Genomic DNA, 21086 nt, shown 5'->3' on the forward strand with positions numbered 1-21086 from the left:
AATCGCGTCCATAGCGCGCGGGCAACACTCGCGCGCTCTTTTCAGTTGTTCATCTTGGAACAGATCTAACCGCTCTTCCGCATCGGCACGAAGGCCGAGGCGGTGATGGAATAGACTTCCTCGCCGCGCTGGTTGGTGCCGGTGGTGCGGGCGGTCAGGATGCCCCAGCCGGGACGCGAGCCGGAGGCGCGCCTGTCGATGACGACATTGGCGTAAGCGACGGTGTCGCCGGCGAGCACCGGCTTGATCCAGCGCAGATCGCGAAAGCCCGGCGACGGTCCCCACACCGCAACCTCCTCGCCGCGTGCTGCGGCCTCGCGCGCCAGGCGCTGGCCGTCCGCGACGAGCAGGCTCATGCAGGCCGAGCCGACATGCCAACCGGAGGCGGCGAGCCCGCCGAACAGCGAGTTCTTGCCTTCCTCCTCGTCGAGATGGAAGCGCTGCGGATCGAACTTTGCGGCGAACGTTTTGATGGACTCGGCCGTGAAGGTGTAGGTGCCGATCTCGCGGCGATGACCGATCTCGATCTCTTCGAAAAACGGCATCAGACCGCTCCCTCGCGTCGCTCGATCAGGATCGGCGAGGTCATCTCGCACAGCGCGTCGCCCTTGGCGTTGCGCACGGTGCATTTGAACTTGACGATGCCGAGGCTTGGCCTGCTCTTCGAGGTGCGGGCTTCCACGACGTCGACGTCGAGCGTGAGGTCGTCGCCGGGCCGCAAGGGAGACAGCCAGCGCACTTCATCGACGCCGGGCGAGCCGAGCGATGCAGCGCGAGTGATGAAGCCGTCGGCCATCATCCGCATCATCAGCGAACAGAGGTGCCAGCCCGAGCCGGACAGGCCGCGCAGCATGCTCTTGCTGGCAGCCTCCTCGTCGAGGTGCATCGGTTGCGGATCGAACTCGGCCGCAAAGGCCAGGATCTCGTCGGGGGTGACATGGCGCGGGCCGAACGTGCCGAACCGGCCGGGTGGGAAATCTTCGAAGGTCAGGGTCATCTTTGGATTGCTGGTGGGAATGACAGATTGTGGCCGCACTTTGCGGCAATCTCAACCCGCCGGCCCGCATGGCTCGTGCTACATTCGGCGAGTCGGGCCAGACCAGCCTCCTCATCGGATTGACGCGGCCGGCGGCGCGATTTGCCCGGGGGAGAGAGATGTTTTCATTCAGCGATCTGTTTCAATGGGACCGCTTCATCACGCCGACGATCATCAAGACCTTCTACTGGCTGGTGATCGGCGTGATCTGCCTGTTTGGACTCTCCGGAATCTTTGCAGGTCTCACGGCAATGGCGATCAGCCCGTTCGCCGGCTTCCTGGTGGTGCTGGAATCGATCGCGGGCGTCGTCGTCGGCATCGTGTTCTCGCGCATCGCCGCGGAGCTGATCCTGATCGTGTTCCGCATCAACGAGCATCTCGGCGCGATCAGGGACCAGGGCGGCGGCGTGCGGTGAGGCACCCTTCTCCGCGCCTTACGTATTGAACCGGAAATGCATCACGTCGCCGTCGGCGACGACGTATTCCTTGCCTTCGAGGCGCAGCTTGCCGGCATCGCGGGCGCCGGCTTCGCCGTTGAGCGCGACGTAATCGTCATACGCAATGGTCTCGGCGCGGATAAAGCCCTTCTCGAAGTCGGTGTGGATCACGCCGGCCGCACCCGGCGCCTTGGTGCCGCGATGGATGGTCCAGGCGCGCGCCTCCTTCGGCCCCACCGTGAAATAGGTGATGAGCTGGAGCAGCGTGTAGCCGGCGCGGATCAGGCGATCGAGACCGGCCTCCTCCAGGCCCAGCGTCTCCAGGAAGTCGGTGCGCTCGTCACGCGAGATCGTCGCGATCTCGGATTCGATTTTTGCCGAGATCACGACGGCGATTGCGCCCTCTTTCGCCGCCTGCTCCTCAACCGCCTTGGAAAAACCGTTGCCGGTGGCGGCCGATCCTTCCTCGACGTTGCAGACGTAGAGCACGGGCTTTGACGACAACAGGCCGAGCATCGAGAAGGCGCGCTCTTCCTCGGCCTTGCGCTCGACCAGGCGCGCGGGCTTGCCCTCGCGCAGCAGCACCAGCGTGCGGTTGACGAGGTCGAGCTGCTCCTTGGCGTCCTTGTCGTTGCCCTTGGCCTTCTTGGACAGATTGTCGACGCGCTTCTCGAGGCTGTCGAGGTCGGCGAGCATCAGCTCGGTCTCGATGGTCTCGATGTCGGCGAGCGGGGCGATCTTGCCCTCGACATGGGTGATGTCGGAATCTTCAAAGCATCGCACGACATGCGCGATGGCGTCGACCTCGCGGATGTTGGCCAGAAACTGGTTGCCGAGGCCTTCACCCTTGGAGGCACCGCGCACCAGGCCCGCGATGTCGACGAAGGTCAGCCGGGTTGGAATGATCTGCGCCGATTTGGCGATGGCCGACAGCTTGTCGAGCCGCGGATCGGGCACGGCGACCTCGCCGACATTCGGCTCGATGGTGCAGAACGGATAGTTCGCCGCCTGCGCCGCGGCCGTCTCGGTCAGCGCGTTGAACAAGGTCGACTTGCCGACATTGGGCAACCCGACAATCCCGCATTTGAATCCCACCAGCGTTATTCCTTGCCGTTGTCGTCCTTGGTCAAAAATCCCTTCGCCTGCATCGCGAGATGCACCCTGTTGGCGAAGGTCGCGTCCGTGCCCTTGGCGATCAGTGCCGCGTGCTCGGCCACCGCGTCGCAGAGCGTCGCCACCCAGTCGTTGTCGGCCTTGGCGAAGTCCGACAGCACATGGCCGTGCACCATCTCCTTGACGCCGGGATGACCGATGCCGAGCCGCACCCGGCGGTAGTCGTTGCCGATATGCGCGGAGATCGAGCGCAGGCCGTTATGCCCGGCGATGCCGCCGCCGATCTTCACCCGCACCTTGCCCGGCGGCAGCTCGAGCTCGTCATGGAACACAGTGACATCGCCCGGCGCGATCTTGAAGAAGCTCGCCGCCTCCTGAACGCTGCGGCCGGAGTCGTTCATGTAGGTCGTCGGCTTGAGCAGGATGACGCGCTCAGGCCCGAGCGTGCCTTCCGAGGTCTCGCCCTGAAAACGACGGCGCCATGGTGCGAAACCATGACGCCGCGCGATCTCGTCGACGGCCATGAAGCCGATATTATGCCGGTTACGTGCGTATTTCGCGCCGGGATTGCCGAGCCCAACAAAGAGTCGCATGACGCGGTGCGCCCCTCGCTCGGCGCGCAGTCAGGGACCGCGCGCCGGCTTTGAGAGATTACTTCTTCTTGTCGCCGCCGGCCGGAGCCTTGGCAGCAGGAGCCTTGGCAGCCGCTGCCGGAGCAGCAGCACCCGCAGCCGGAGCCGCAGCGCCAGCCGCCGGAGCGGCCGCACCAGCCACCGGAGCCGCGCCACCAGCAGCAGCCGCAGCCGCCGCCTTCAGCTCTTCAGCGTAACCGGACGGCGGTACGATGGTGACGAGGGTCGCGTCCTCGCGGGTCAGCGCCTTGACGCCGGCCGGCAGCTTGATGTCGGCCAGATGCAGGGAGTGACCGATTTCGAGCGAGCCGACATCGGCCTCGATGTACTGCGGGATGCTCTCGACGCCGCATTCGAGCTCGATTGCATGCGCGACGATGTTGACGGCGCCGCCGCGCTTCACACCCGGGGAGCCTTCCGCCTTCACCACGTGCAGAGGCACGCTGATGCGGATGGTGGCGCCTTCGCCGAGGCGCATGAAGTCGACGTGGATCGGGAAGTCCTTGACCGGATCGAGGTGGAAGTCGCGCGGAATCACGCGGTGCTTCTTGCCGTCGAGGTCGATGTCGACCAGCGTGGTCAGGAACCGGCCGGCGAGGATGCGCTGGCGCAGTTCGCGATCATCGACCGAGATCGTGAGCGGGGGTTGCTTGTTGCCATAGATCACTCCGGGCACTTTCCCGGCGCGACGCTCAGCCCGGGCGGCCCCCTTGCCGCTCTTCGGACGTGCGGTCGCCTTCAATTCCTTGACGGTCGCCATAACGTTAAGTCCTTGTTTTTGCAAAAGTTAATGGGCCGCAACGCGGCCCATGGTGCACGCCGCAGCAAGCCTCCAGGGGTGCGGGGGCTGCGGACGTGGCGGGCTTTTAGCCGGAAGACGCGGAAATGACAAGGAGAATGGGCTACCGGGTGGGAACTGTAGCCCGGATGGAGCGCAGCGAAATCCGGGTGGTTCCGCGGGCGCAGCTCCCCGGATTGCGCTGCGCTCCATCCGGGCTACGGGGCCATCATGCCCCGCCGAGTTTGGCCTCCAGCGCCGCGATCCGTGCCTTCAGCGCCTCGTTCTCCTCACGCGCCAGGCGGGCCATATCCTTGACCACCTCGAACTCCTCGCGCTTGACCAGATCCATGTCGCGGAGGAATTTTTCGGCCTGGTTGCGCAGCACCGTGTCGAACTCGCGCTTGGCGCCCTGTGCGGCACCGGCGGCGTCGTTCATCAGGCGGCCGATCTCGTCGAAAAACCGGTTGGTGGTCTGGGTCATTTCGGTCTCCTTGGCGTCCCCGATAAACTTTGCGCGAACTGCTCAAAGCACAATGGCAATCCAGACGAGACGGTTCAAGGGCTGACCCGAGCTATCCTTGTCATGCCCCGGTTTCCTTGCAATCGTATTCAACGTCCCTGCATAACAAGAATCACAAGGCGGAACGCAAGACATGATCGAGCAGCAGATCGCAATTCCCACCAAGGACGGTCACACCGCGACCTTCATCGCTCATCCCGAGCGCGGCGGCCCCTTCCCGGTCATTCTCTTCTACATGGATGCGCCGGCGATCCGCGAGGAGCTGCGCGACATGGCGCGCCGGCTCGCGACATCGGGCTATTACGTGATGCTGCCGAACCTCTATTACCGCTCCGGCGTGATGGAGCTCGGCGCGCTGCCGGCCGATCCGAACGCGCCGGAGCGCAAGCGCATGTTCGCGCTGATGGGCTCGCTCAGCATTCCCATGATCATGGACGACACCAGGGCGTTGCTCACCTATGCCGAGGGCCAGGCCGCTGCGAATACAAAACTGATCGGCACCGTCGGCTACTGCATGAGCGGCCGCTACGCCGTCAACGCCGCCACGCATTTTTCCGATCGCGTCAAAGCCGCCGCCTCGATCTACGGAACGCAGCTGGCAACCGACGAGGACAACAGCCCGCATCTCGCCGCCGGCAAGACCAAGGCCGAGCTGTATTTCGGCTGCGCCGAGACCGATATCTATGCGCCCACGGAGATCATCGAGAAGGTCAAGCAGGGCATGAGCGGCGCCAAAGCCGAGGTTGAGATCTATCCCGGCACCCATCACGGCTTCGCCTTCCCCAAGCGTCCGGTCTATGACCGCGACGCGGCCGAACGGCACTGGGAGCGCCTGCTCGCGCTCTATCGCCGCAACCTCGTCTAGCGTGCAATGCCCTTTCTGCTGATCGACTTTCCCTCCTTCAATCCGATCGCGGTCGCGATCGGACCGTTCGCCATTCGCTGGTATGCGCTCGCTTATATCGGCGGCATCGTGCTCGGCTGGCTCTATGCGCGCTCGCTGTTGAAGAACGAGCGGCTGTGGGGCGGGCCCGCGCCGATCTCGCTGCTCCAGATCGACGATTTCATCCTCTGGGTCACGCTGGGCATCATCCTAGGCGGCCGCACCGGCTACGTGCTGTTCTACAATCTGCCGTTCTTCATCGAGCATCCCACGGCGATCTTCCGGCTGTGGGAGGGCGGCATGTCGTTCCATGGTGGCTTTCTCGGATGCGTCGTTGCGGTGATGTGGTTTGCCTACCGCAACCGCATCTCGATCCTGTCGCTCGGTGACATCACCACTGCGGTCGGTCCGATCGGGCTGTTCCTCGGGCGGATCGCCAACTTCATCAACGGCGAATTGTGGGGCCGCGCCACCGATGCGAGCGTGCCCTGGGCGATGATCTTCCCCCATGACCCGACACACCTGCCCCGCCATCCGAGCCAACTCTATGAAGCCGGCATGGAGGGCATCCTGCTGTTCACCGTGCTCGCGATCATGATCCGCTTCGGCGCCCTGAAACGGCCAGGCATGATCCTCGGTGCCTTCATCCTGATCTATGGCCTGACCCGGATCGCCGGCGAGCATTTCCGCGAACCAGACGAGCAGCTCGGCTTCCTCTGGGGCGGATTAACCATGGGCATGCTGTTGTCCATCCCGATGCTTATTGTCGGCGGTATACTTATTGTATGGGCTATCAAGCGCGGTGCGCCGAAGCCCATCGAGGCCATTCGTTAATTCATTTCGAGAAAGCAGTCCGTGACCGACTCGCCGCTGTTGAATGAGATCAAGGCGCTGATCAAATCCTCGGGCCCCATGCCGGTCTGGCGGTACATGGAACTGTGCCTGATGCATCCGCGCTACGGCTATTACGTCTCGCGCGATCCGCTTGGGCGCGAGGGCGACTTCACCACCGCGCCCGAGGTCAGCCAGATGTTCGGCGAGCTGCTCGGCCTGTGGACCGCGTCGGTGTGGAAGCAGATGGGCTCGCCGCAATTCCTGCGGCTGATCGAGCTCGGCCCCGGCCGCGGCACCATGATGGCGGACGCGCTGCGCGCTTTGCGCGTGCTGCCGCCGCTCTACCAGGCGCTTCATATCCACCTGGTCGAGGTCAACCCTATCCTGCGCGACCGGCAGAGCGCGACGCTGTCGGGCGTGCGCAACATCGCCTGGCACGACAGCATCGACGACGTGCCCGAAGGTCCAAGCATCATCCTCGCCAACGAATATTTCGACGTACTGCCGATCCACCAGATGGTGAAACGCGAGAACGGCTGGCACGAACGCGTGATCGAAATCGATCCCAATGGCAAGCTTCAGTTCGGCGCGGCCTCCGAACCGACGCCGCGCTTCGACGTGCTGCTGCCGCCGCTGGTGCGCGCGGCGCCCGTCGGCGCCGTGTTCGAATGGCGGCCCGATTCCGAGATCATGAAGCTCGCAACGCGCGTGCGCGACCAGGACGGCGCGGCGCTGATCATCGATTACGGCCATCTGCGCAGCGATGCCGGCGACACCTTCCAGGCGATCGCGCGCCACACGTTCACCGATCCCCTGAAGGCGCCGGGCCAGGCCGACGTCACTGCCCATGTCGACTTCCAGGCGCTAGCGCGGGCGGCGGAGGACGTCGGCGCCCTCGTGCACGGGCCGGTGACGCAAGGCGATTTCCTCAAGCGCGTCGGCATCGACACCCGCGCGGCCGCACTGATGCAGAAGGCGGCGCCGGACGTCGCCACCGACATTTCCGTGGCGCTGAAGCGCCTGACCGATACGGGGCGCAGCGGCATGGGCTCGATGTTCAAGGTGCTCGGCATCTCCGAGCCACGGCTGACCGGCCTCGCGGGCCTCAGCGATCTCGAACAGGCTAGAGGCGCGTCATGACGCTTGCTTCGTCGCTGCTCTCAGCAGTGCCCGGTTTGCGCCATTCCTTCTTCACCCGTGAAGGCGGTGTCTCTAGCGGCGTCTATGCTGCGCTCAATGGCGGGCTCGGCTCCAATGACGATCCGGCCCATGTCGCGGAAAACCGCCGCCGCATGGCCGAGCATGTCGGTGTCGCACCGGAGCGCTTCCTCAGCCTGCACCAGATCCATTCGCCCGACGTCCTCGTCGCAGAGGCTCCATGGCCGAGCGGGCCGCGGCCGAAGGGCGATGCGCTGGTCACCAAAACGCCGGGCATCGCGCTCGGCGTCTCCACCGCCGATTGCGGTCCGGTGCTGTTCGTCGACCCCAATGCGCGCGTCATCGGCGGCGCCCATGCTGGCTGGAAGGGCGCGCTGACCGGCGTGCTGGAATCCACGATTCTGGCAATGGAGAAACTCGGCGCTACACGCAGTGGCATCATCGCTGCGATCGGCCCCTTGATCCGCCAGGCCAGCTATGAGGTCGGCAACGAGTTCGTCGCGCGCTTCATCGAGGCGGATGCGGAGAACGCCATGTTCTTCATCCCGTCGGTCCGCGAAGGCCACGCCATGTTCGACCTTGCCGGCTTCATCCGCAAACGGCTGGAGGCCGCCGGCATCCTGATGATCGACGATCTCGGTCTCGACACCTATGCCGACGATCGCTTCTTCAGCTATCGACGCTCGGTGCATCGCAAGGAGCCGGATTACGGCCGGCACATCCACGCGATTGCGCTGGAGGGGTGAACACACAGGCAACGCCGTGTCATTCCGGGGCGATGCACAAACATTGCCCCCGCAATGCCCCGGGTCTGTGTCGTCCCCGCCCTAGACGTTAATGCGTTTTAACGATATCGCTGCCCTCCATAATGAGGGACGCGTCATCCATCTTGCGCCGCGCAGGTTCGCGCGTGCTGGCGGTCATGCTGCTGGCGGCTGCGACCGCGCTTGGCGGCTGCGCCGGCGGAGGTGCTGCGAGCAATTCCTACGCGATGGCGCCGGCCGCCGGCAGCGGGGCGACGGTGGCCTTCGAATCGATCGACGGGCCGCCGCCACAGGTGTTCGACCGCATGGTCGGTGTGCTCGACAGCGAATCCAAGCTGCGCAGCCTGTCCGTCGTCTCCCGTGAGGGGACGGCTGCCTACCGCGTGCGCAGCTACCTCTCCGCCCAGGTGGTGCGCGGCAAGACCGTGATCGCCTGGGTCTGGGACGTCTATGATTCCAACCAGCAGCGGGCGCTGCGCCTCACCGGCGAGGAACCGACCTCCGCCAAAGGCGGCCGTGATCCCTGGGCTGCCGCCGACGACCTCGTGCTGCGCAGGATCGCCCAGGCCGGATTCAGCGGACTTTCCAACATGATCAACGGGACGCCGGCAGATGCGCCGGGCTCTGTTCCGGGCCTGCGGGGACCGGCCGTGGCGAGCGTGACCCCAGCGGGGCCGGCACCGGGCATGCAGGCCTCCGCGCTCGGCTACGCCGAGCAATAACCCCCGCTAAACCACGGGCCCAACTACCGGCCAAACCGTTGGCCCGACTCGGGATTTCGAAGGGAAAACGTAGCATGCCGGGTTGCCAGTGCGGCCTTCGGCCTGATATTTCCTCGCCCGTCGTAACCGTGCTTCCAGTGGGTAGTCTCTGATGTTGAACATCGTGTCCAGCAAAGCGCGGGAGGAAGCGTCCATGTCGGCCAAGAACGGCTCCATCAAGCTTGTCGCCGGCAACTCCAATCCGGCTCTCGCCCAGGCCATCGCGCAGGGCCTCGACCTGCCGCTGACCAAGGCCGTGGTACGGCGCTTCGCCGACATGGAGATCTTCGTCGAGATCCAGGAAAACGTCCGCGGTTCGGATGCCTTCATCATCCAGTCGACCTCGTTCCCGGCGAACGACCATCTGATGGAATTGCTGATCATCACCGACGCGCTGCGCCGCTCGTCGGCGCGCCGCATCACCGCGGTGCTGCCCTATTTCGGCTACGCCCGGCAGGACCGCAAATCGGGTTCGCGCACGCCGATCTCGGCCAAGCTCGTCGCCAATCTGATCACGCAGGCCGGCGTCGACCGCGTCATGACGCTCGACCTGCACGCCGGCCAGATCCAGGGCTTCTTCGACATCCCGACCGATAATCTCTACGCAGCGCCCATCATGGTGCGCGACATCAAGGACAAGTTCGACCTCTCCAAGACGATGGTGATCTCGCCTGACGTCGGCGGCGTGGCGCGCGCACGCGGCCTCGCCAAGCGCATCAACACCCCGCTCGCGATCGTCGACAAGCGCCGCGAGAGGGCCGGCGAATCCGAGGTCATGAACGTGATCGGCGACGTCGCCGGCTACACCTGCATCCTGATCGACGACATCGTGGACTCCGGCGGCACGCTGGTGAACGCGGCCGATGCGCTGATCGCCAAGGGCGCCAAGGAAGTCTACGCCTACATCACCCACGGTGTGCTCTCCGGTGGCGCGGCCGCCCGTATCGCCGGCTCGAAGCTGAAAGAGCTCGTCATCACCGACTCGATCCTGCCGACGGATGCGGTGACCAAGGCACCGAACATCCGCACGCTGCCGATCGCCAGCCTGATCTCCGACGCGATCGCACGCACCGCTGCGGAAGAATCGGTGTCGAGCCTGTTCGACTGAATTTTTCTTCTTCGCCTCACCCCGCAAGCGGGGCGAGGGTGCTCGTCCCTTAAGTCCCTCACGACCGAGGGCGGGTTGTTGCCGGCAGCGGCCCATGACATCATCCAGATACCGAGTCATCCCTGCCTTCTGGATACCTGATGCCACGACGGAAATTTGCTTGGGAAAAGCTGTCGGATGAGCAGTTGCTCCAGCAGCGCCTCAGCAGCCTGAGGGTTTCGATCGAAGGCACCTGGCTCGAGGATTGTGTCAGCACCCTCCACGAAGAGCTCGAAGAACGCGGCATCCGGCTGCGGCCGCACACATGGATCTCGAGCGAATGGTTCAGTCCGGGCGATGTGCCCGGCATCGCCATTCCCTTCTATCTCGCTCATCCCCGCCTGATGAAGCTCGAGAAGAAGATGATGTTCGACGTCGAGGGCGGAACCTGGCGCGAATGCATGGCCATCCTCCGTCACGAAGCGGGCCACGCCATGCAGCACGGCTACCAGCTGCAGCGCCGCCGGCGCTGGCAGCAGCTGTTCGGCCCGTCGTCGAAACACTATCCGCGCTACTACCGGCCAAATCCGGCCAGTCGGCGTTACGTCCAGCATCTCCGGCTGTGGTACGCGCAGAGCCATCCGGACGAAGATTTCGCCGAGACCTTTGCGGTGTGGCTGCGGCCACGCTCGAACTGGCGGACGCGATATGCCGGATGGCCGGCGCTGAAGAAGCTCGAATATGTCGACGAGCTGATGAACGAGATTGCGGGAAAGCGGCCGCTGATCACGACGCGAGAGCGTGTCGATACGCTGGGGCGGCTCAGCCAGACGCTCGAAGAGCACTACAAGAAGAAGCAGGCGTTCTACGCCTTCACGCCGCCGAAGACCTACGACCGCGACCTCTCCCGGCTGTTTTCAGCCGATCCACGGCATCACCGCTCAAAGCCGGCCTCGGCCCTGATCAGGCGCCACCGCGCCCAGATCAGGCAATTGGTCGCGCGGTGGACGGGCGAGAACCAGCTCACGCTCGATGCCGTGCTCGATGACATGATCTCCCGCTGCCGCGAGCTCGATCTGCGCGCCGTCGGCCCCGAACAGAAGCTCGTTCTCGATTTCACTGTCCTTGTGACCGCCAAGACGATGCACGCGCTGTTTGGCCCGTCTCGGCGCAAATGGATCGCGCTATGAGGCGACTCCGTATTCTGGTCCTGATGCATCCGGACTTCCTGCCCCCGGACTCCTCCGACGGATACACCGCGCAGGAGGTCAATACGTGGAAAACCGAATACGACGTGGTGAGCACCTTGCGCACGGCCGGCCACGATGTCCGCCCGCTCGGCGCGCAGGAGGAGATCAAGCCGGTGCGCGAGGCGATCGAGGAGTTCAAGCCGCACATTGTTTTCACGTTGCTGGAGGAATTCCACAACAACGTCGCCTACGACCAGCACATCGCCAGCTATCTCGAACTGATGAAGGTCCCCTATACCGGGTGCAATCCGCGTGGCCTGATCCTGGCGCGCGGCAAGGATTTGTCCAAGACGCTGGTGCATCACCGCAGGATCGCGGCGCCGGCCTTCGCCGTCTTCCCGATGCGCCGCAAGGTGAAACGCCCGACGCGCCTTGCGCTGCCGCTGATCGTCAAGAGCCTGAACATGGATGGCTCGTTCGGCATCTCTCAGGCATCGATCGTCGACACCGACGAAAAGCTGGCGGAGCGCGTCGCCTTCATCCACGAGCGGGTCGAATCCGCCGCCATCGCCGAACAGTTCATCGAGGGGAGAGAGCTTTATGTCGGCGTGCTCGGCAACAACCGGCTGCGCGTCTTGCCGGTTTGGGAGCTGAAATTCGGCAGCATGGGCGGGCGCAGGTCGCGGCACATCGCCACCGAAAAGGCAAAGCATGACACCGACTATCAGGAGAAGGTCGGCATCGTCGACGGGCCGGCGAAGGACCTCGCGCCCGAAATCACCGCGCGCATCCAGCGCGCCGCAAAGCGCATCTACCGGGCACTTGGACTCGACGGCTACGCGCGCATCGATTTTCGTCTTGCCGCCGACGGCACGCCGTATTTCATCGAAGCCAACCCCAACCCCGAGATCGCCAAGAGCCAGGAGTTCGCCACGGCGGCTCAACATGCCGGGCTCAAATACCCGGACCTCCTGCAGCGCATCCTGACTCTCGGAATCAGCCGGGCCAAGGCGGGCGTGTCGCTGGGGTGAGGGCGGATCGGCTTGTGTGGCTATCGTAGGGTGGGCAAAGGAGCGAAGCGCCGTGCCCACCATCTCTCAGCATCACTTGCCCGAATGGTGGGCACGCTTCGCTTTGCCCACCCTACGGCAACTAGCTCGCCTCGGCCTTCGCGCTCACCACGTCGGCAAATGACTTGAAGAACTCCCCCGCCAGCTTCGTCGCGGTCGAATTGATCAGCCGCGCTCCCAACTGCGCGAGCTTGCCGCCGATCTGCGCATCGACTTCGTAATGCAACACCGTCACGTCGGCACTCTCGGATTCCAGCCGCACCAGCGCGCCGCCCTTGGCGAAGCCGGCGACGCCGCCTGAGCCCTCTCCTGAGATACGGTAACTGTTGGGCGGATCGAGATCAGACAGCGTCACCCTGCCGCCGAACGTTGCCTTCACCGGACCGACCCTGAAGATCACGGTCGCGGTCATCTCGTTCGGACCGGTCACCTCGAGCGACTGACAGCCGGGGATGCACTGCTTCAGCACATCGGGATCGTTCAGCGCGGCCCACACCTGATTGCGTGATGCCGGGATGCGCTGGCTGTCGTTCATCTGCATGATCGGTTCTCACTCTCTGCTTGCGGCCTGATTGGCGGCGCGCTGGCCGCGTCTCCGTTCCTGGGTGATCTCGGCGAGGATCGACATCGCGATCTCCTCCGGGGTGATGGCGCCGAGATCGAGCCCGGCGGGCGCCCTGAAATCATCGATCGCAGCAGCTATCGCGCCTTCCGCGATCAGCTTTGCGCGCAGCGACGCCATCTTGCGGCGGCTTCCGACGAAAGCGTGATAGTCGGCCCTGGTCGCGACGGCCGCGCGCAAGGCGGCTTCGTCGCCCTTGCCTTGCGTGGACACCACGACGAAGCGTTTGGCGTCGTTGAGATCGCCGAGCTGGTAGCCATCGATCATCGTATCGGCGTCCGGCTGCGCCGTGAGATCGGAGGCCGGCGCGGCGAGCGTGACGTGGTAGCCAAGCGTGCGCGCCTGCGCCGCAAGCGAGAGAGCCACTGGGCTCGCACCGAGGATGACGAGCGAGGGATGCGGCAGCACCGGCTCGACGAAAATATCCATCGTGCCCTTGCTCGGGCACATGTTGCTGACAAAACGGATGCCGTCGCGGCTCTCGCCCGCGCTGACGCCGAGCTCGGCCAGCAGGTTTTCCGGCTGCACCGAGACCATGCGCGGCTCGCCGTCGGCGAGCGCCTCGCGCGCCGCCTTGAGCACCGCGCCCTTGGCGCAGCCGCCGCCGATCCACCCCGCCACGATGGTGCCGTCGGCGGCGATGATCGCCTTTGCACCGGCCTTGGCCGCGGTCACCGACACCGTGCGCACGACGGTCGCGAGCACAAAGGCACGCTCTGCGGCTTTCATCTGGGCCACGAGATCCAGCACTTCGACGTGAGCGGTCATCGGTGCCTCCTCTAGAGCTTTGCCAGATAAGGTTCGAGCGCGCGCAGGCTGTTCAGCGAATTTGCCGGCGCGTAGAGATCGACATGCGGCAGCGCCGCTCTTATGCCCCTGGCTTCAGGCGTATAGCCCTCCCACGCCATCATCGGATTGAGCCAGACGATGCGGCGGCAGCGCCGCGCCAGCGCGGCCATTTCCCGACCGAGCAAGGCAGCATCGCCGGTCTCGTAGCCGTCGGACACGATCATCACACAGCTGCGCGAATGGATCACCCGCGCGGCATGCCAGCGGTTGAAGGCTTGTAAGGACTCGCCGATCCTGGTGCCGCCGCCCGCGCCTTGTGCCATGATCGAGAGCCGGTCGAGCGCGCGGCCGGCGTCCTTCTCCTTCATGGCATCGGAGACATAGGCAAGGCGAGTGTGAAACAAAAACGCCTCGGCTTCGCGGAACTCGTCGAGCACGCCATGGATGAAGCGCAGGAACACCGAGGTGTACATGCTCATCGATCCGGAGGCGTCGAGCAGCACGATGAGCCGCAGCGGCTTGTCCTTGCGTTGCCGTTTCACGAGAGCGATCGGCACGCCGCCATGGCTGATGTTGCGGTGGATGGTACGCCTGAGATCGAGCCGGTAGCCGCGCCGGCGCGCCAGATCGCGGCGAGTCAGCCGCGTGCGCATCACCCTTGCGAGCTGGGCGGCCGCCTCATGGGCCTGCGCGACCTGGTCGGGATCGCCGAGCTTTCGGAAATCGACCTCAGCGAGATTGTCGGCACGCGAAGCACCTTCCATGCGGCCCTCGCCGGCGCGCCCGTCCGGCGCATCGTCCGAAGACGGAAGCTGGTCGGTGGCGGATTGACCGCCACCCTGCTCTGCTTTCGTGTCCTGCAAGCTCTTCAGCGACGGATTGCTGGCGCCCGGGGCCGCGCCGATGGTACGAGAGCGCGAGCGTGCGCGCTTGCCGAGCCAGAATGCGTCGAACAGTCCGTCGAACTTGTCCCAATCGGACTTGCGCGCCGAAAACAGATGCTTGAACGCCGCGCGCAACAGGCCAGGTCGTACCGCATAGCCAGCCGACATCAGCGTCGCCGCATCCTGCCCTTCGGCAAGCCCGACGCGAAAGCCTGCATCGCGCAGCGTGCGGAGAAAGGCCGCAAGCTTCGCGGAGACGAGGCGGGAGACCTCGTTGAGGTCCTCATATCCGGGGCTGGAGCCACAGCAGCTCATGCGACCTTCCCGAGCAGGCGCTGGGTCACCTCGCCCGTGACGCGCGCGCGATCTTCGTGGGTCTTCAGCAGGCAGACCATCGTCTCGTGCACGGTCTCGGGCGCGTCGTGGAGATCACGAACGTCGAGACCGACGAGGGCGGCCGCCCAATCCAGCGTCTCAGCGACGCCCGGGACTTTTCGTAACTCCTCCTTGCGCACGCCCTCCACCATGCGCGCGATCTGGAGCGACAGCGATTGGCTTGCACCGGCGATCCGCGCCAGGATGATACGGGCCTCGCGGTCGACGTCGGGATAATCGACATAGTGATAGAGGCAGCGACGGCGCAGCGCATCGGAGAGCTCGCGCGTGCCGTTCGAGGTCAGCACCACATGCGGGATCGTGACGGCGGAAATGGTGCCGAGCTCGGGGATCGAGATCTGGAAGTCGGACAACAGCTCGAGCAGGAACGCCTCGAACTCGTCGTCGGCGCGGTCGATCTCGTCGATCAACAGCACCGGCGCCTGTGCGCGGCGGATCGCGGCGAGCAAGGGGCGCTCCAGTAGGTATTTTTCCGAGAAGACCTGGTCCTCGATACTGTCAGTGCCGCGATGCGCCTGGATCGCCAACAATTGGCGCTGGTAATTCCATTCATAAAGCGCGGAGGATTGGTCGAGCCCCTCATAGCATTGCAGCCGGATCAGCTCGGTCGTGTGCACTTTTGCCAGTGCTTTCGCGACCTCCGTCTTGCCGACGCCCGCCTCGCCTTCCAGCAGCAGCGGACGTCGCAGCAATTGCATCAGCGAGATCGCGGTCGTGAGATCCGCATCGGCGATGTATCCCGACGCGGCCAAAGCTTGCGCGATCTCGTCACGGCCCTTCATCGCTACGCCACCGCGCCCAGATCCTTTGCCGCCTTCCAGTTGCGCCAGAAATCGTGCGGCATCTGGATGTGCTTGGACCCTAAGAACGAGAACGCGTCGTTGACGGCGTTGGAGAAGGCCGGCACGCCGCCGACATTCGGGCTTTCGCCGACACCCTTGGCGCCGATCGGGTGATGCGGCGACGGGGTGACGGTGAAGTCGGTCTCCCAATGCGGCGTCTCGACCGCGGTTGGCATGAAGAAGTCCATGAACGAGCCGGTGACGACATTGCCGACCTCGTCGTAACGGATCTCCTGGCCCATTGCGATGGCGAAGGCTTCGGTGAGGCCGCCATGAATCTGGCCCTCAATGATCATCGGGTTGATGCGGGTGCCGCAATCGTCGAGCGCGTAGAAGCGCCGAACATTGTACACGCCGGTATCGACGTCGATGTCCATCACGCAGAGATAGGCGCCGAACGGATAGGTCATGTTGGGCGGATCGTAGTAACTCACCGCCTCCAGCCCCGGCTCCATGCCCGGCGGGACGGAGTTGTAGGCCGCCCAGCAGATATCCTTCATCGACATGAATTTTTCCGGCAGGCCCCTCACCCGGAAGCCGTCGATGTCGAATTCGAGATCGTCCTCGTGGACTTCGAGCTTGTAGGCTGCGATCATCTGCGCCTTGGCCTTGATCTTTCGCGCAGCCATCGCGATCGCGGCACCCGCCACCGGTGTCGAGCGTGAGCCATAAGTGCCGAGCCCGTAAGGCGCAGTGTCGGTGTTGCCCTCTTCCACCATGATGTTGTCGGCGGGAATGCCGATCTCGGTTGCGATGATCTGCGCCCAGGTGGTCTCGTGGCCCTGGCCCTGGCTCTTGGAGCCGACCCGCGCGATCCCGGCGCCGGTCGGGTGCATCCGGATCTCGCAGGAGTCGAACATCGCAATGCCGAGGATGTCGCAATTCTTCGACGGGCCGGCGCCGACGATCTCGGTGAAGAAGGAGACGCCGAGGCCCATGATGTCGCGGGTCTCGCCACGCGCGAAGGCCGCACGCTTCTCGGCCTGCTCCTTGCGGAGCGCGGCGTAGCCGGTGGTCTCCATCATCTTGCGCATGGCGGTGTGGTAATCGCCGGAATCGTATTCCCAGCCCAAGGCCGAGTGATACGGGAACTGCTCCGGCTTGATGAAGTTCTTCAGCCGCAGCTCCGCCGGGTCCATGTTGAGCTTCTGCGCCAGAATATCCATGGCGCGCTCGATGCAATAGGCCGCCTCAGTGACGCGGAACGAGCAACGGTAGGCGACACCGCCCGGCGCCTTGTTGGTGTAGACGCCGTCGACCGCCAGATGCGCGGTCGGGAAGTCATAGGAACCGGTGACGATGTTGAAGAAGCCGGCCGGCCATTTCGACGGATCGGCGCAGGCATCGAACGCGCCGTGATCGGCAAGCACGTGGACGCGCAGGCCGGTGACCGTGCCGTCCTTGGTCGCCGCGATCTCGGTGGTCATGTGATAGTCGCGCGCGAACGAGGTCGCGGTGAGGTTCTCGATGCGGTCCTCGACCCATTTCACCGGCTTGCCGGTGACGATGGAGGCGACGGCCGCACAGATGTAGCCGGGATAGGCGCCGACCTTGTTGCCGAAACCGCCGCCGATATCGGGCGCGATCACGTGGATCTTGTGCTCCGGAATCTTTGCGATCAGCGCCACCACGGTGCGGATCACATGCGGAGCCTGGAACGTGCCGTAGATCGTCAGCTCGCCCTTGATCTTGTCGAAGGAGCAGACGCACTGGCAGGTCTCCAGCGGCGACGGATGCGTGCGGTGATAGGAGATCATCTCCTTGATCGTGACCTCCGCCTTTCTGAAGGCAGCGTCGGTCAGATCCTTGTCACCGACCATCCACTCAAAAATGTGGTTGTTGTGCTTGCGAGGTCCGTGCGCCCCGGACATCTTGCCAACGAGGTCCTCGCGCAGCACCGGTGCGTCGGCGTCCATCGCCTTGAAGGGATCGACCAGAGGCGGCAGCGGCTCGTATTCGACGATGACCTTGTTGATGCCGTCATCGGCGGCGTAACGGTCGGTCGCGACGACGAAGGCCACTTCCTGGTTCTGGAACAGCACCTTGCCGTCGGCCAAGACCATCTGGACGTCGCCGGCGAGCGTCGGCATCCAGGCGAGGTTGACCGTCTTCAGCGTCTCGGCGGTGATGACCGCCAGCACGCCGGGCACTTTCAGCGCCTCGCTGTCGTCGATCTTTGTGACGCGCGCATGCGGATGCGGGGAGCGAACGAAGTCGCCGTGCAGCATGCCGGGCAGCTTGATATCGTCGACGTAATTGCCCCTGCCTTGTGTAAAGCGGATGTCCTCGACGCGCTTGCGCTTGCAGCCCATGCCTTCGAGCGCGGCGGTGCGTTGTTCCCGCGTGGGAGTGAGGTCATTCATTCTGCGGCCTCCTGGAATTCCACGCCGTTGATCTTGGCGCTAGCGTACTGGATTGCTTTGACGATGTTCTGGTAGCCGGTGCAACGGCAGATGTTGCCGGAGATGCCCATCCGGATTTCCGGCTCGCTCGGCGAGGGATTTTCCTTCAGCAACCGATGCGCACGGACGATCATGCCGGGCGTGCAGAAGCCGCATTGCAGGCCGTGCATCATCCGGAAGCCTTCCTGGAGCGCCGACAGCGTGCCGTCGGCATTGGCGATGCCTTCGATCGTGATGATGTCGGAGCCGTCGGCCTGCACCGCGAACACGGTGCAGGATTTCACCGACATGCCGTCGATATCGACGGTGCAGGCGCCGCAATGGGTGGTCTCGCAGCCGATATGGGTGCCGGTCAGCTGCAAATTCTCGCGGATGAAGTGCACCAGCAGCGTGCGCGGCTCCACGAGGCCTTCGACCTCGGCGCCGTTCACCTTCATGGTCACATGTGTTTTTGCCATCGATCCTCTCCCCTATTTCGCGATGGCGACTGCGCGCTGAAGCGCGCGCGTCACCATGATGCCGCCGACATGCTTGCGGTATTCAACGGGCCCGCGGGCATCGGCGGCCGGCGACATGATCGCCGAGGCTGCCGATGCCGCCTTCTTTAGCGTCGCCGGATCGAGGCTGGTGCCGATCACGGCGTTGGCGGCGTCGGTCGCGAGCAGCGGCGTCTCGTGGACATTGGTGAGGCCGATGACGCAGCTCGCGACCTTGCCGCTTGCCATGGTCAGCACAACAGCAGCCGCCGCGGTCGCGTAATCGCCGACCTTGCGCTTGAGCTTTTCGTAGGCGTAGCCGTGGCCGGCGGCCGGTACGGGGAACGAGATGGAGGTGAGGATCTCACCGGGCTCGAGCGCCGTGAAGTAAGCCCCCTGATAGAAGTCGGCCGCCGGCACGTCGCGCGCGCCGCCGGGTCCTTCGAGCCGATAAGTCGCGCCCAGCGTCATCATCAGCGCCGGCATGTCGTTGCCGGGATCGCCATTGGCGACATTGCCGCCGATGGTGCCGCGGTAGCGCACCTGCGGGTCGGCGATGAGAAGCGCCGTCTCGTGCAGGATCGGCGCGGATCTGGCGATCTCGTCGGACGCCAGCAGATCATGCTGGGTGGTCATCGCGCCAATGACGAGATTGGTGCCGTCGCGGCGGATGCCCTTGAGGTTTGCGATGCCGTGCAAATCGATCAGATGGGCGGGGGTTGCGAGCCGGAGCTTCATCATCGGCACCAGGCTGTGTCCGCCAGCCAGTGGCCGCGCATCCTCGCCGAGGTCGGTCAAGAGTTTGACGGCATCGGCGACGCTCGCCGGCCGGTAATAGCTGAATGAGCCCGGGATCATCATCACCTCCCACAATCGTCCTTGGCGCTGACGGCGCGGACGTTGAAGGGACGGTCTCCCCGGGAGCGACCGGCCGCAACACGAGCGGCACGGAACAGCGGATTTCGCACGAGTTGCGGCGAGGAACGCACGAATTGCGTCAGGGTCGGCGACGTATGAGCCGCGATCTCGCTGCAACCTCTCCCGTCTGCGGGGGAGGTCGGCGCGAAGCGCCGGGTGGGGGCTCTCTCCTCATAGGGACTGTCCCGTTGCGGAGACACCCTCACCCCAACCCTCTCCCGCAGGCGGGAGAGGGAGTGCACCTCCAACGGAGATCTACGCGTGCCGCCGGTTCACCAGCCCCAGCCTTGCCTTCACCTCGGCGATCTTCGCCCGGCTCACGGGCACCCGGTGCGGGGACGGGCCGTCGAGCTCGAGCACGGCGCCGTCGCCCTCCCTGCGGACCAGCGCGACATGGGGAATCGCGACGATGTGGCTGCGATGCACCCGCAGGAACAGCGAGGGATCGAGCTGCGCCTCGGCCTCCGAGATTGACCACGGGCACATCCGCTCGCGGGTACCGTCATGCACACGCGTGTAGTGTGCGTCGGCGCGGACACTGCGGACGTCGGCCGTGTCGATGAAGTGCGTGCCGTCGGCGCCCTCGACCGGCAGCCGCGGAACGGGCGCGCGCGGCGGCTGGCCGAGACCGCCGAGCGGCGCCGGCATCGGCCGCGGCGATGCAGACGCCTGAGTCATCGGCTCCGGCGCGACGGACGGGGAGATCGGATCGACCATCACCGCAGTCGCCGCCTGCCGCCGTTGGTCCGGGACGAGTGAGAGCAGGAAACCGGCCGCGATCACGAAGCAGAGCACGGCAACCACGATGGACAGAATTTGCTGCGACGCGGCAAGGCCGCCGCCGAGATGCTGATGCCCGCCGGCCGTCAGCGGCTCGAAATGCATGCCGAGCATCGCCGTGTAATGCATGCCGGAAACCGCAATGCCGAAGGCGATCGAGCTGACGATCAGGCGAACGCCCTCCTGCTGCGCCAGAAAAGCGCGCAAGCCGCCATAGGCGGTGACAACAGCGACCAGGACCGACAGCAGCACCATCGTCCGGTCGTGCGCGATCGCAAAGGGCCCGGCGAGACCATGGATTCCGACGTAATGCATGCTGGCGATGCCGACGCCGAGCAGCACGGCCGACGATGCCACCCTCTTTAATGACGGTTCGCCGATCGAGACGAAGAACAGGGAGATGCCGACCACCAGCGCGCAGATCAGGAACGAGATGATGGTGGGCAGGACCAGATAGACCGTATCCGGCGGCAGCGGCGCGGCCAGCATCCCGACGAAATGCATGGTCCAGATGCCGACGGCCAGAAACGCCGCCGCACCCGCGAGCAGCAAGCGATTGCTGACGCCGGGCGTGTTGCGGATGCGAGCCGCAAGCGCAAAGCCGGTATAGCCACCCAGGCTCGCGATCGCCACAGAGAGCGCGACGAGATAGGGATCGTGTCCTTCGAACATGATCTTGTCGGCCGCCCCGTCTCCACGGCACGGCCTCCT

Annotated in this window: 23 protein-coding genes; 9 read left to right on the plus strand and 14 right to left on the minus strand. The window is 64.8% G+C overall.

Features of this window, described 5'->3' with window-relative positions; genetic code table 11:
* Window positions 1-65 precede the first annotated feature (65 nt).
* Together UP06_RS16000 and UP06_RS16005 are read right to left on the minus strand one after the other, a co-directional pair.
* Entirely contained in the window at window positions 66-545 is a 480-nt protein-coding gene (locus UP06_RS16000) for a MaoC family dehydratase (protein ID WP_045003738.1), read from the minus strand.
* A complete protein-coding gene (locus tag UP06_RS16005) occupies window positions 545-997 on the minus strand; it encodes a MaoC family dehydratase (protein ID WP_045003740.1) in 453 nt (150 codons plus the stop codon). Before UP06_RS16005 ends, UP06_RS16000 begins: the two co-directional genes overlap by 1 nt.
* A 158-nt stretch (window positions 998-1155) precedes the next feature.
* Here UP06_RS16005 and UP06_RS16010 point away from each other — a divergent pair, with 158 nt between their 5' ends.
* Complete coding sequence (locus UP06_RS16010; protein ID WP_045003742.1) at window positions 1156-1452, plus strand: DUF4282 domain-containing protein; 297 nt, start codon at window positions 1156-1158, stop codon at window positions 1450-1452.
* A gap of 18 nt (window positions 1453-1470) precedes the next feature.
* Here UP06_RS16010 and ychF read toward each other — a convergent pair whose 3' ends face one another.
* The 4 genes from ychF to UP06_RS16030 all read right to left on the minus strand — a co-directional run bounded on the left by ychF (window position 1471) and on the right by UP06_RS16030 (window position 4480).
* Entirely contained in the window at window positions 1471-2568 is a 1098-nt protein-coding gene (gene ychF / locus UP06_RS16015; RefSeq protein ID WP_045003744.1) for a redox-regulated ATPase YchF, read from the minus strand.
* A 5-nt stretch (window positions 2569-2573) separates the two neighbouring features.
* A complete protein-coding gene (pth, locus tag UP06_RS16020) occupies window positions 2574-3179 on the minus strand; it encodes an aminoacyl-tRNA hydrolase (RefSeq protein WP_045003745.1) in 606 nt (201 codons plus the stop codon).
* Window positions 3180-3237: 58 nt separating this feature from the next.
* Window positions 3238-3978 (minus strand): 50S ribosomal protein L25/general stress protein Ctc, encoded by a 741-nt coding sequence (locus tag UP06_RS16025; protein ID WP_045003747.1) that lies wholly within the window; start codon window positions 3976-3978, stop codon window positions 3238-3240.
* Window positions 3979-4225: 247 nt separating this feature from the next.
* Entirely contained in the window at window positions 4226-4480 is a 255-nt protein-coding gene (locus UP06_RS16030) for an accessory factor UbiK family protein (protein ID WP_045003749.1), read from the minus strand.
* A gap of 172 nt (window positions 4481-4652) precedes the next feature.
* Here UP06_RS16030 and UP06_RS16035 point away from each other — a divergent pair, with 172 nt between their 5' ends.
* The 8 genes from UP06_RS16035 (at window position 4653) to UP06_RS16070 (ending at window position 12227) form a co-directional block, all read left to right on the plus strand.
* Window positions 4653-5384 carry a dienelactone hydrolase family protein gene (locus UP06_RS16035; protein ID WP_045003751.1) on the plus strand — a complete coding sequence of 244 codons (732 nt, stop codon included), beginning with the start codon at window positions 4653-4655 and terminating at the stop codon, window positions 5382-5384.
* A 6-nt stretch (window positions 5385-5390) separates the two neighbouring features.
* The gene (lgt, locus tag UP06_RS16040) at window positions 5391-6236 is read left to right on the plus strand and encodes a prolipoprotein diacylglyceryl transferase (RefSeq protein ID WP_045003753.1); all 846 of its coding nucleotides are present in this window, start codon (window positions 5391-5393) and stop codon (window positions 6234-6236) included.
* Window positions 6237-6257: 21 nt separating this feature from the next.
* Window positions 6258-7376, plus strand: a complete 1119-nt coding sequence (locus UP06_RS16045) for a class I SAM-dependent methyltransferase (protein ID WP_045003755.1) — start codon at window positions 6258-6260, stop codon at window positions 7374-7376.
* Window positions 7373-8140 carry a peptidoglycan editing factor PgeF gene (pgeF, locus tag UP06_RS16050; protein ID WP_045003757.1) on the plus strand — a complete coding sequence of 256 codons (768 nt, stop codon included), beginning with the start codon at window positions 7373-7375 and terminating at the stop codon, window positions 8138-8140. The genes UP06_RS16045 and pgeF overlap by 4 nt, the downstream gene beginning before the upstream one ends.
* A 122-nt stretch (window positions 8141-8262) precedes the next feature.
* Window positions 8263-8880 carry a hypothetical protein gene (locus tag UP06_RS16055; protein WP_045003758.1) on the plus strand — a complete coding sequence of 206 codons (618 nt, stop codon included), beginning with the start codon at window positions 8263-8265 and terminating at the stop codon, window positions 8878-8880.
* A 193-nt stretch (window positions 8881-9073) separates the two neighbouring features.
* Window positions 9074-10027: a ribose-phosphate pyrophosphokinase gene (locus UP06_RS16060; RefSeq protein ID WP_045004225.1), complete on the plus strand. Its 954-nt coding sequence runs from the start codon at window positions 9074-9076 to the stop codon at window positions 10025-10027.
* Window positions 10028-10167: 140 nt separating this feature from the next.
* Window positions 10168-11196 (plus strand): putative zinc-binding metallopeptidase, encoded by a 1029-nt coding sequence (locus tag UP06_RS16065; RefSeq protein WP_045003759.1) that lies wholly within the window; start codon window positions 10168-10170, stop codon window positions 11194-11196.
* Window positions 11193-12227 carry a D-alanine--D-alanine ligase family protein gene (locus UP06_RS16070; protein WP_045003760.1) on the plus strand — a complete coding sequence of 345 codons (1035 nt, stop codon included), beginning with the start codon at window positions 11193-11195 and terminating at the stop codon, window positions 12225-12227. The genes UP06_RS16065 and UP06_RS16070 overlap by 4 nt, the downstream gene beginning before the upstream one ends.
* 121 nt (window positions 12228-12348) lie before the next feature.
* On the opposite strand, the gene UP06_RS16075 is transcribed toward UP06_RS16070, so the two are convergent.
* The 8 genes from UP06_RS16075 to UP06_RS16110 all read right to left on the minus strand — a co-directional run bounded on the left by UP06_RS16075 (window position 12349) and on the right by UP06_RS16110 (window position 21047).
* Window positions 12349-12807, minus strand: a complete 459-nt coding sequence (locus UP06_RS16075) for an SRPBCC family protein (RefSeq protein WP_045003762.1) — start codon at window positions 12805-12807, stop codon at window positions 12349-12351.
* A gap of 9 nt (window positions 12808-12816) precedes the next feature.
* Window positions 12817-13656 (minus strand): XdhC family protein, encoded by an 840-nt coding sequence (locus UP06_RS16080; RefSeq protein WP_045003763.1) that lies wholly within the window; start codon window positions 13654-13656, stop codon window positions 12817-12819.
* Window positions 13657-13667: 11 nt separating this feature from the next.
* Window positions 13668-14876, minus strand: coding sequence for a vWA domain-containing protein (locus tag UP06_RS16085; RefSeq protein ID WP_045003764.1), 1209 nt, complete (start codon window positions 14874-14876; stop codon window positions 13668-13670).
* Window positions 14873-15739 carry an AAA family ATPase gene (locus UP06_RS16090; protein ID WP_045003765.1) on the minus strand — a complete coding sequence of 289 codons (867 nt, stop codon included), beginning with the start codon at window positions 15737-15739 and terminating at the stop codon, window positions 14873-14875. The genes UP06_RS16085 and UP06_RS16090 overlap by 4 nt, the downstream gene beginning before the upstream one ends.
* A gap of 2 nt (window positions 15740-15741) precedes the next feature.
* A complete protein-coding gene (locus UP06_RS16095) occupies window positions 15742-18162 on the minus strand; it encodes an aerobic carbon-monoxide dehydrogenase large subunit (RefSeq protein WP_045003767.1) in 2421 nt (806 codons plus the stop codon).
* Entirely contained in the window at window positions 18159-18659 is a 501-nt protein-coding gene (locus UP06_RS16100) for a (2Fe-2S)-binding protein (protein ID WP_045003769.1), read from the minus strand. The genes UP06_RS16095 and UP06_RS16100 overlap by 4 nt, the downstream gene beginning before the upstream one ends.
* 12 nt (window positions 18660-18671) lie before the next feature.
* Window positions 18672-19535 (minus strand): FAD binding domain-containing protein, encoded by an 864-nt coding sequence (locus UP06_RS16105; protein WP_045004227.1) that lies wholly within the window; start codon window positions 19533-19535, stop codon window positions 18672-18674.
* Window positions 19536-19850: 315 nt separating this feature from the next.
* Window positions 19851-21047: an MHYT domain-containing protein gene (locus UP06_RS16110; protein ID WP_045003771.1), complete on the minus strand. Its 1197-nt coding sequence runs from the start codon at window positions 21045-21047 to the stop codon at window positions 19851-19853.
* Window positions 21048-21086 lie beyond the last annotated feature (39 nt).

Source organism: Bradyrhizobium sp. LTSP857, from assembly GCF_000938285.1.
Taxonomy (GTDB): Bacteria; Pseudomonadota; Alphaproteobacteria; order Rhizobiales; family Xanthobacteraceae; genus Bradyrhizobium.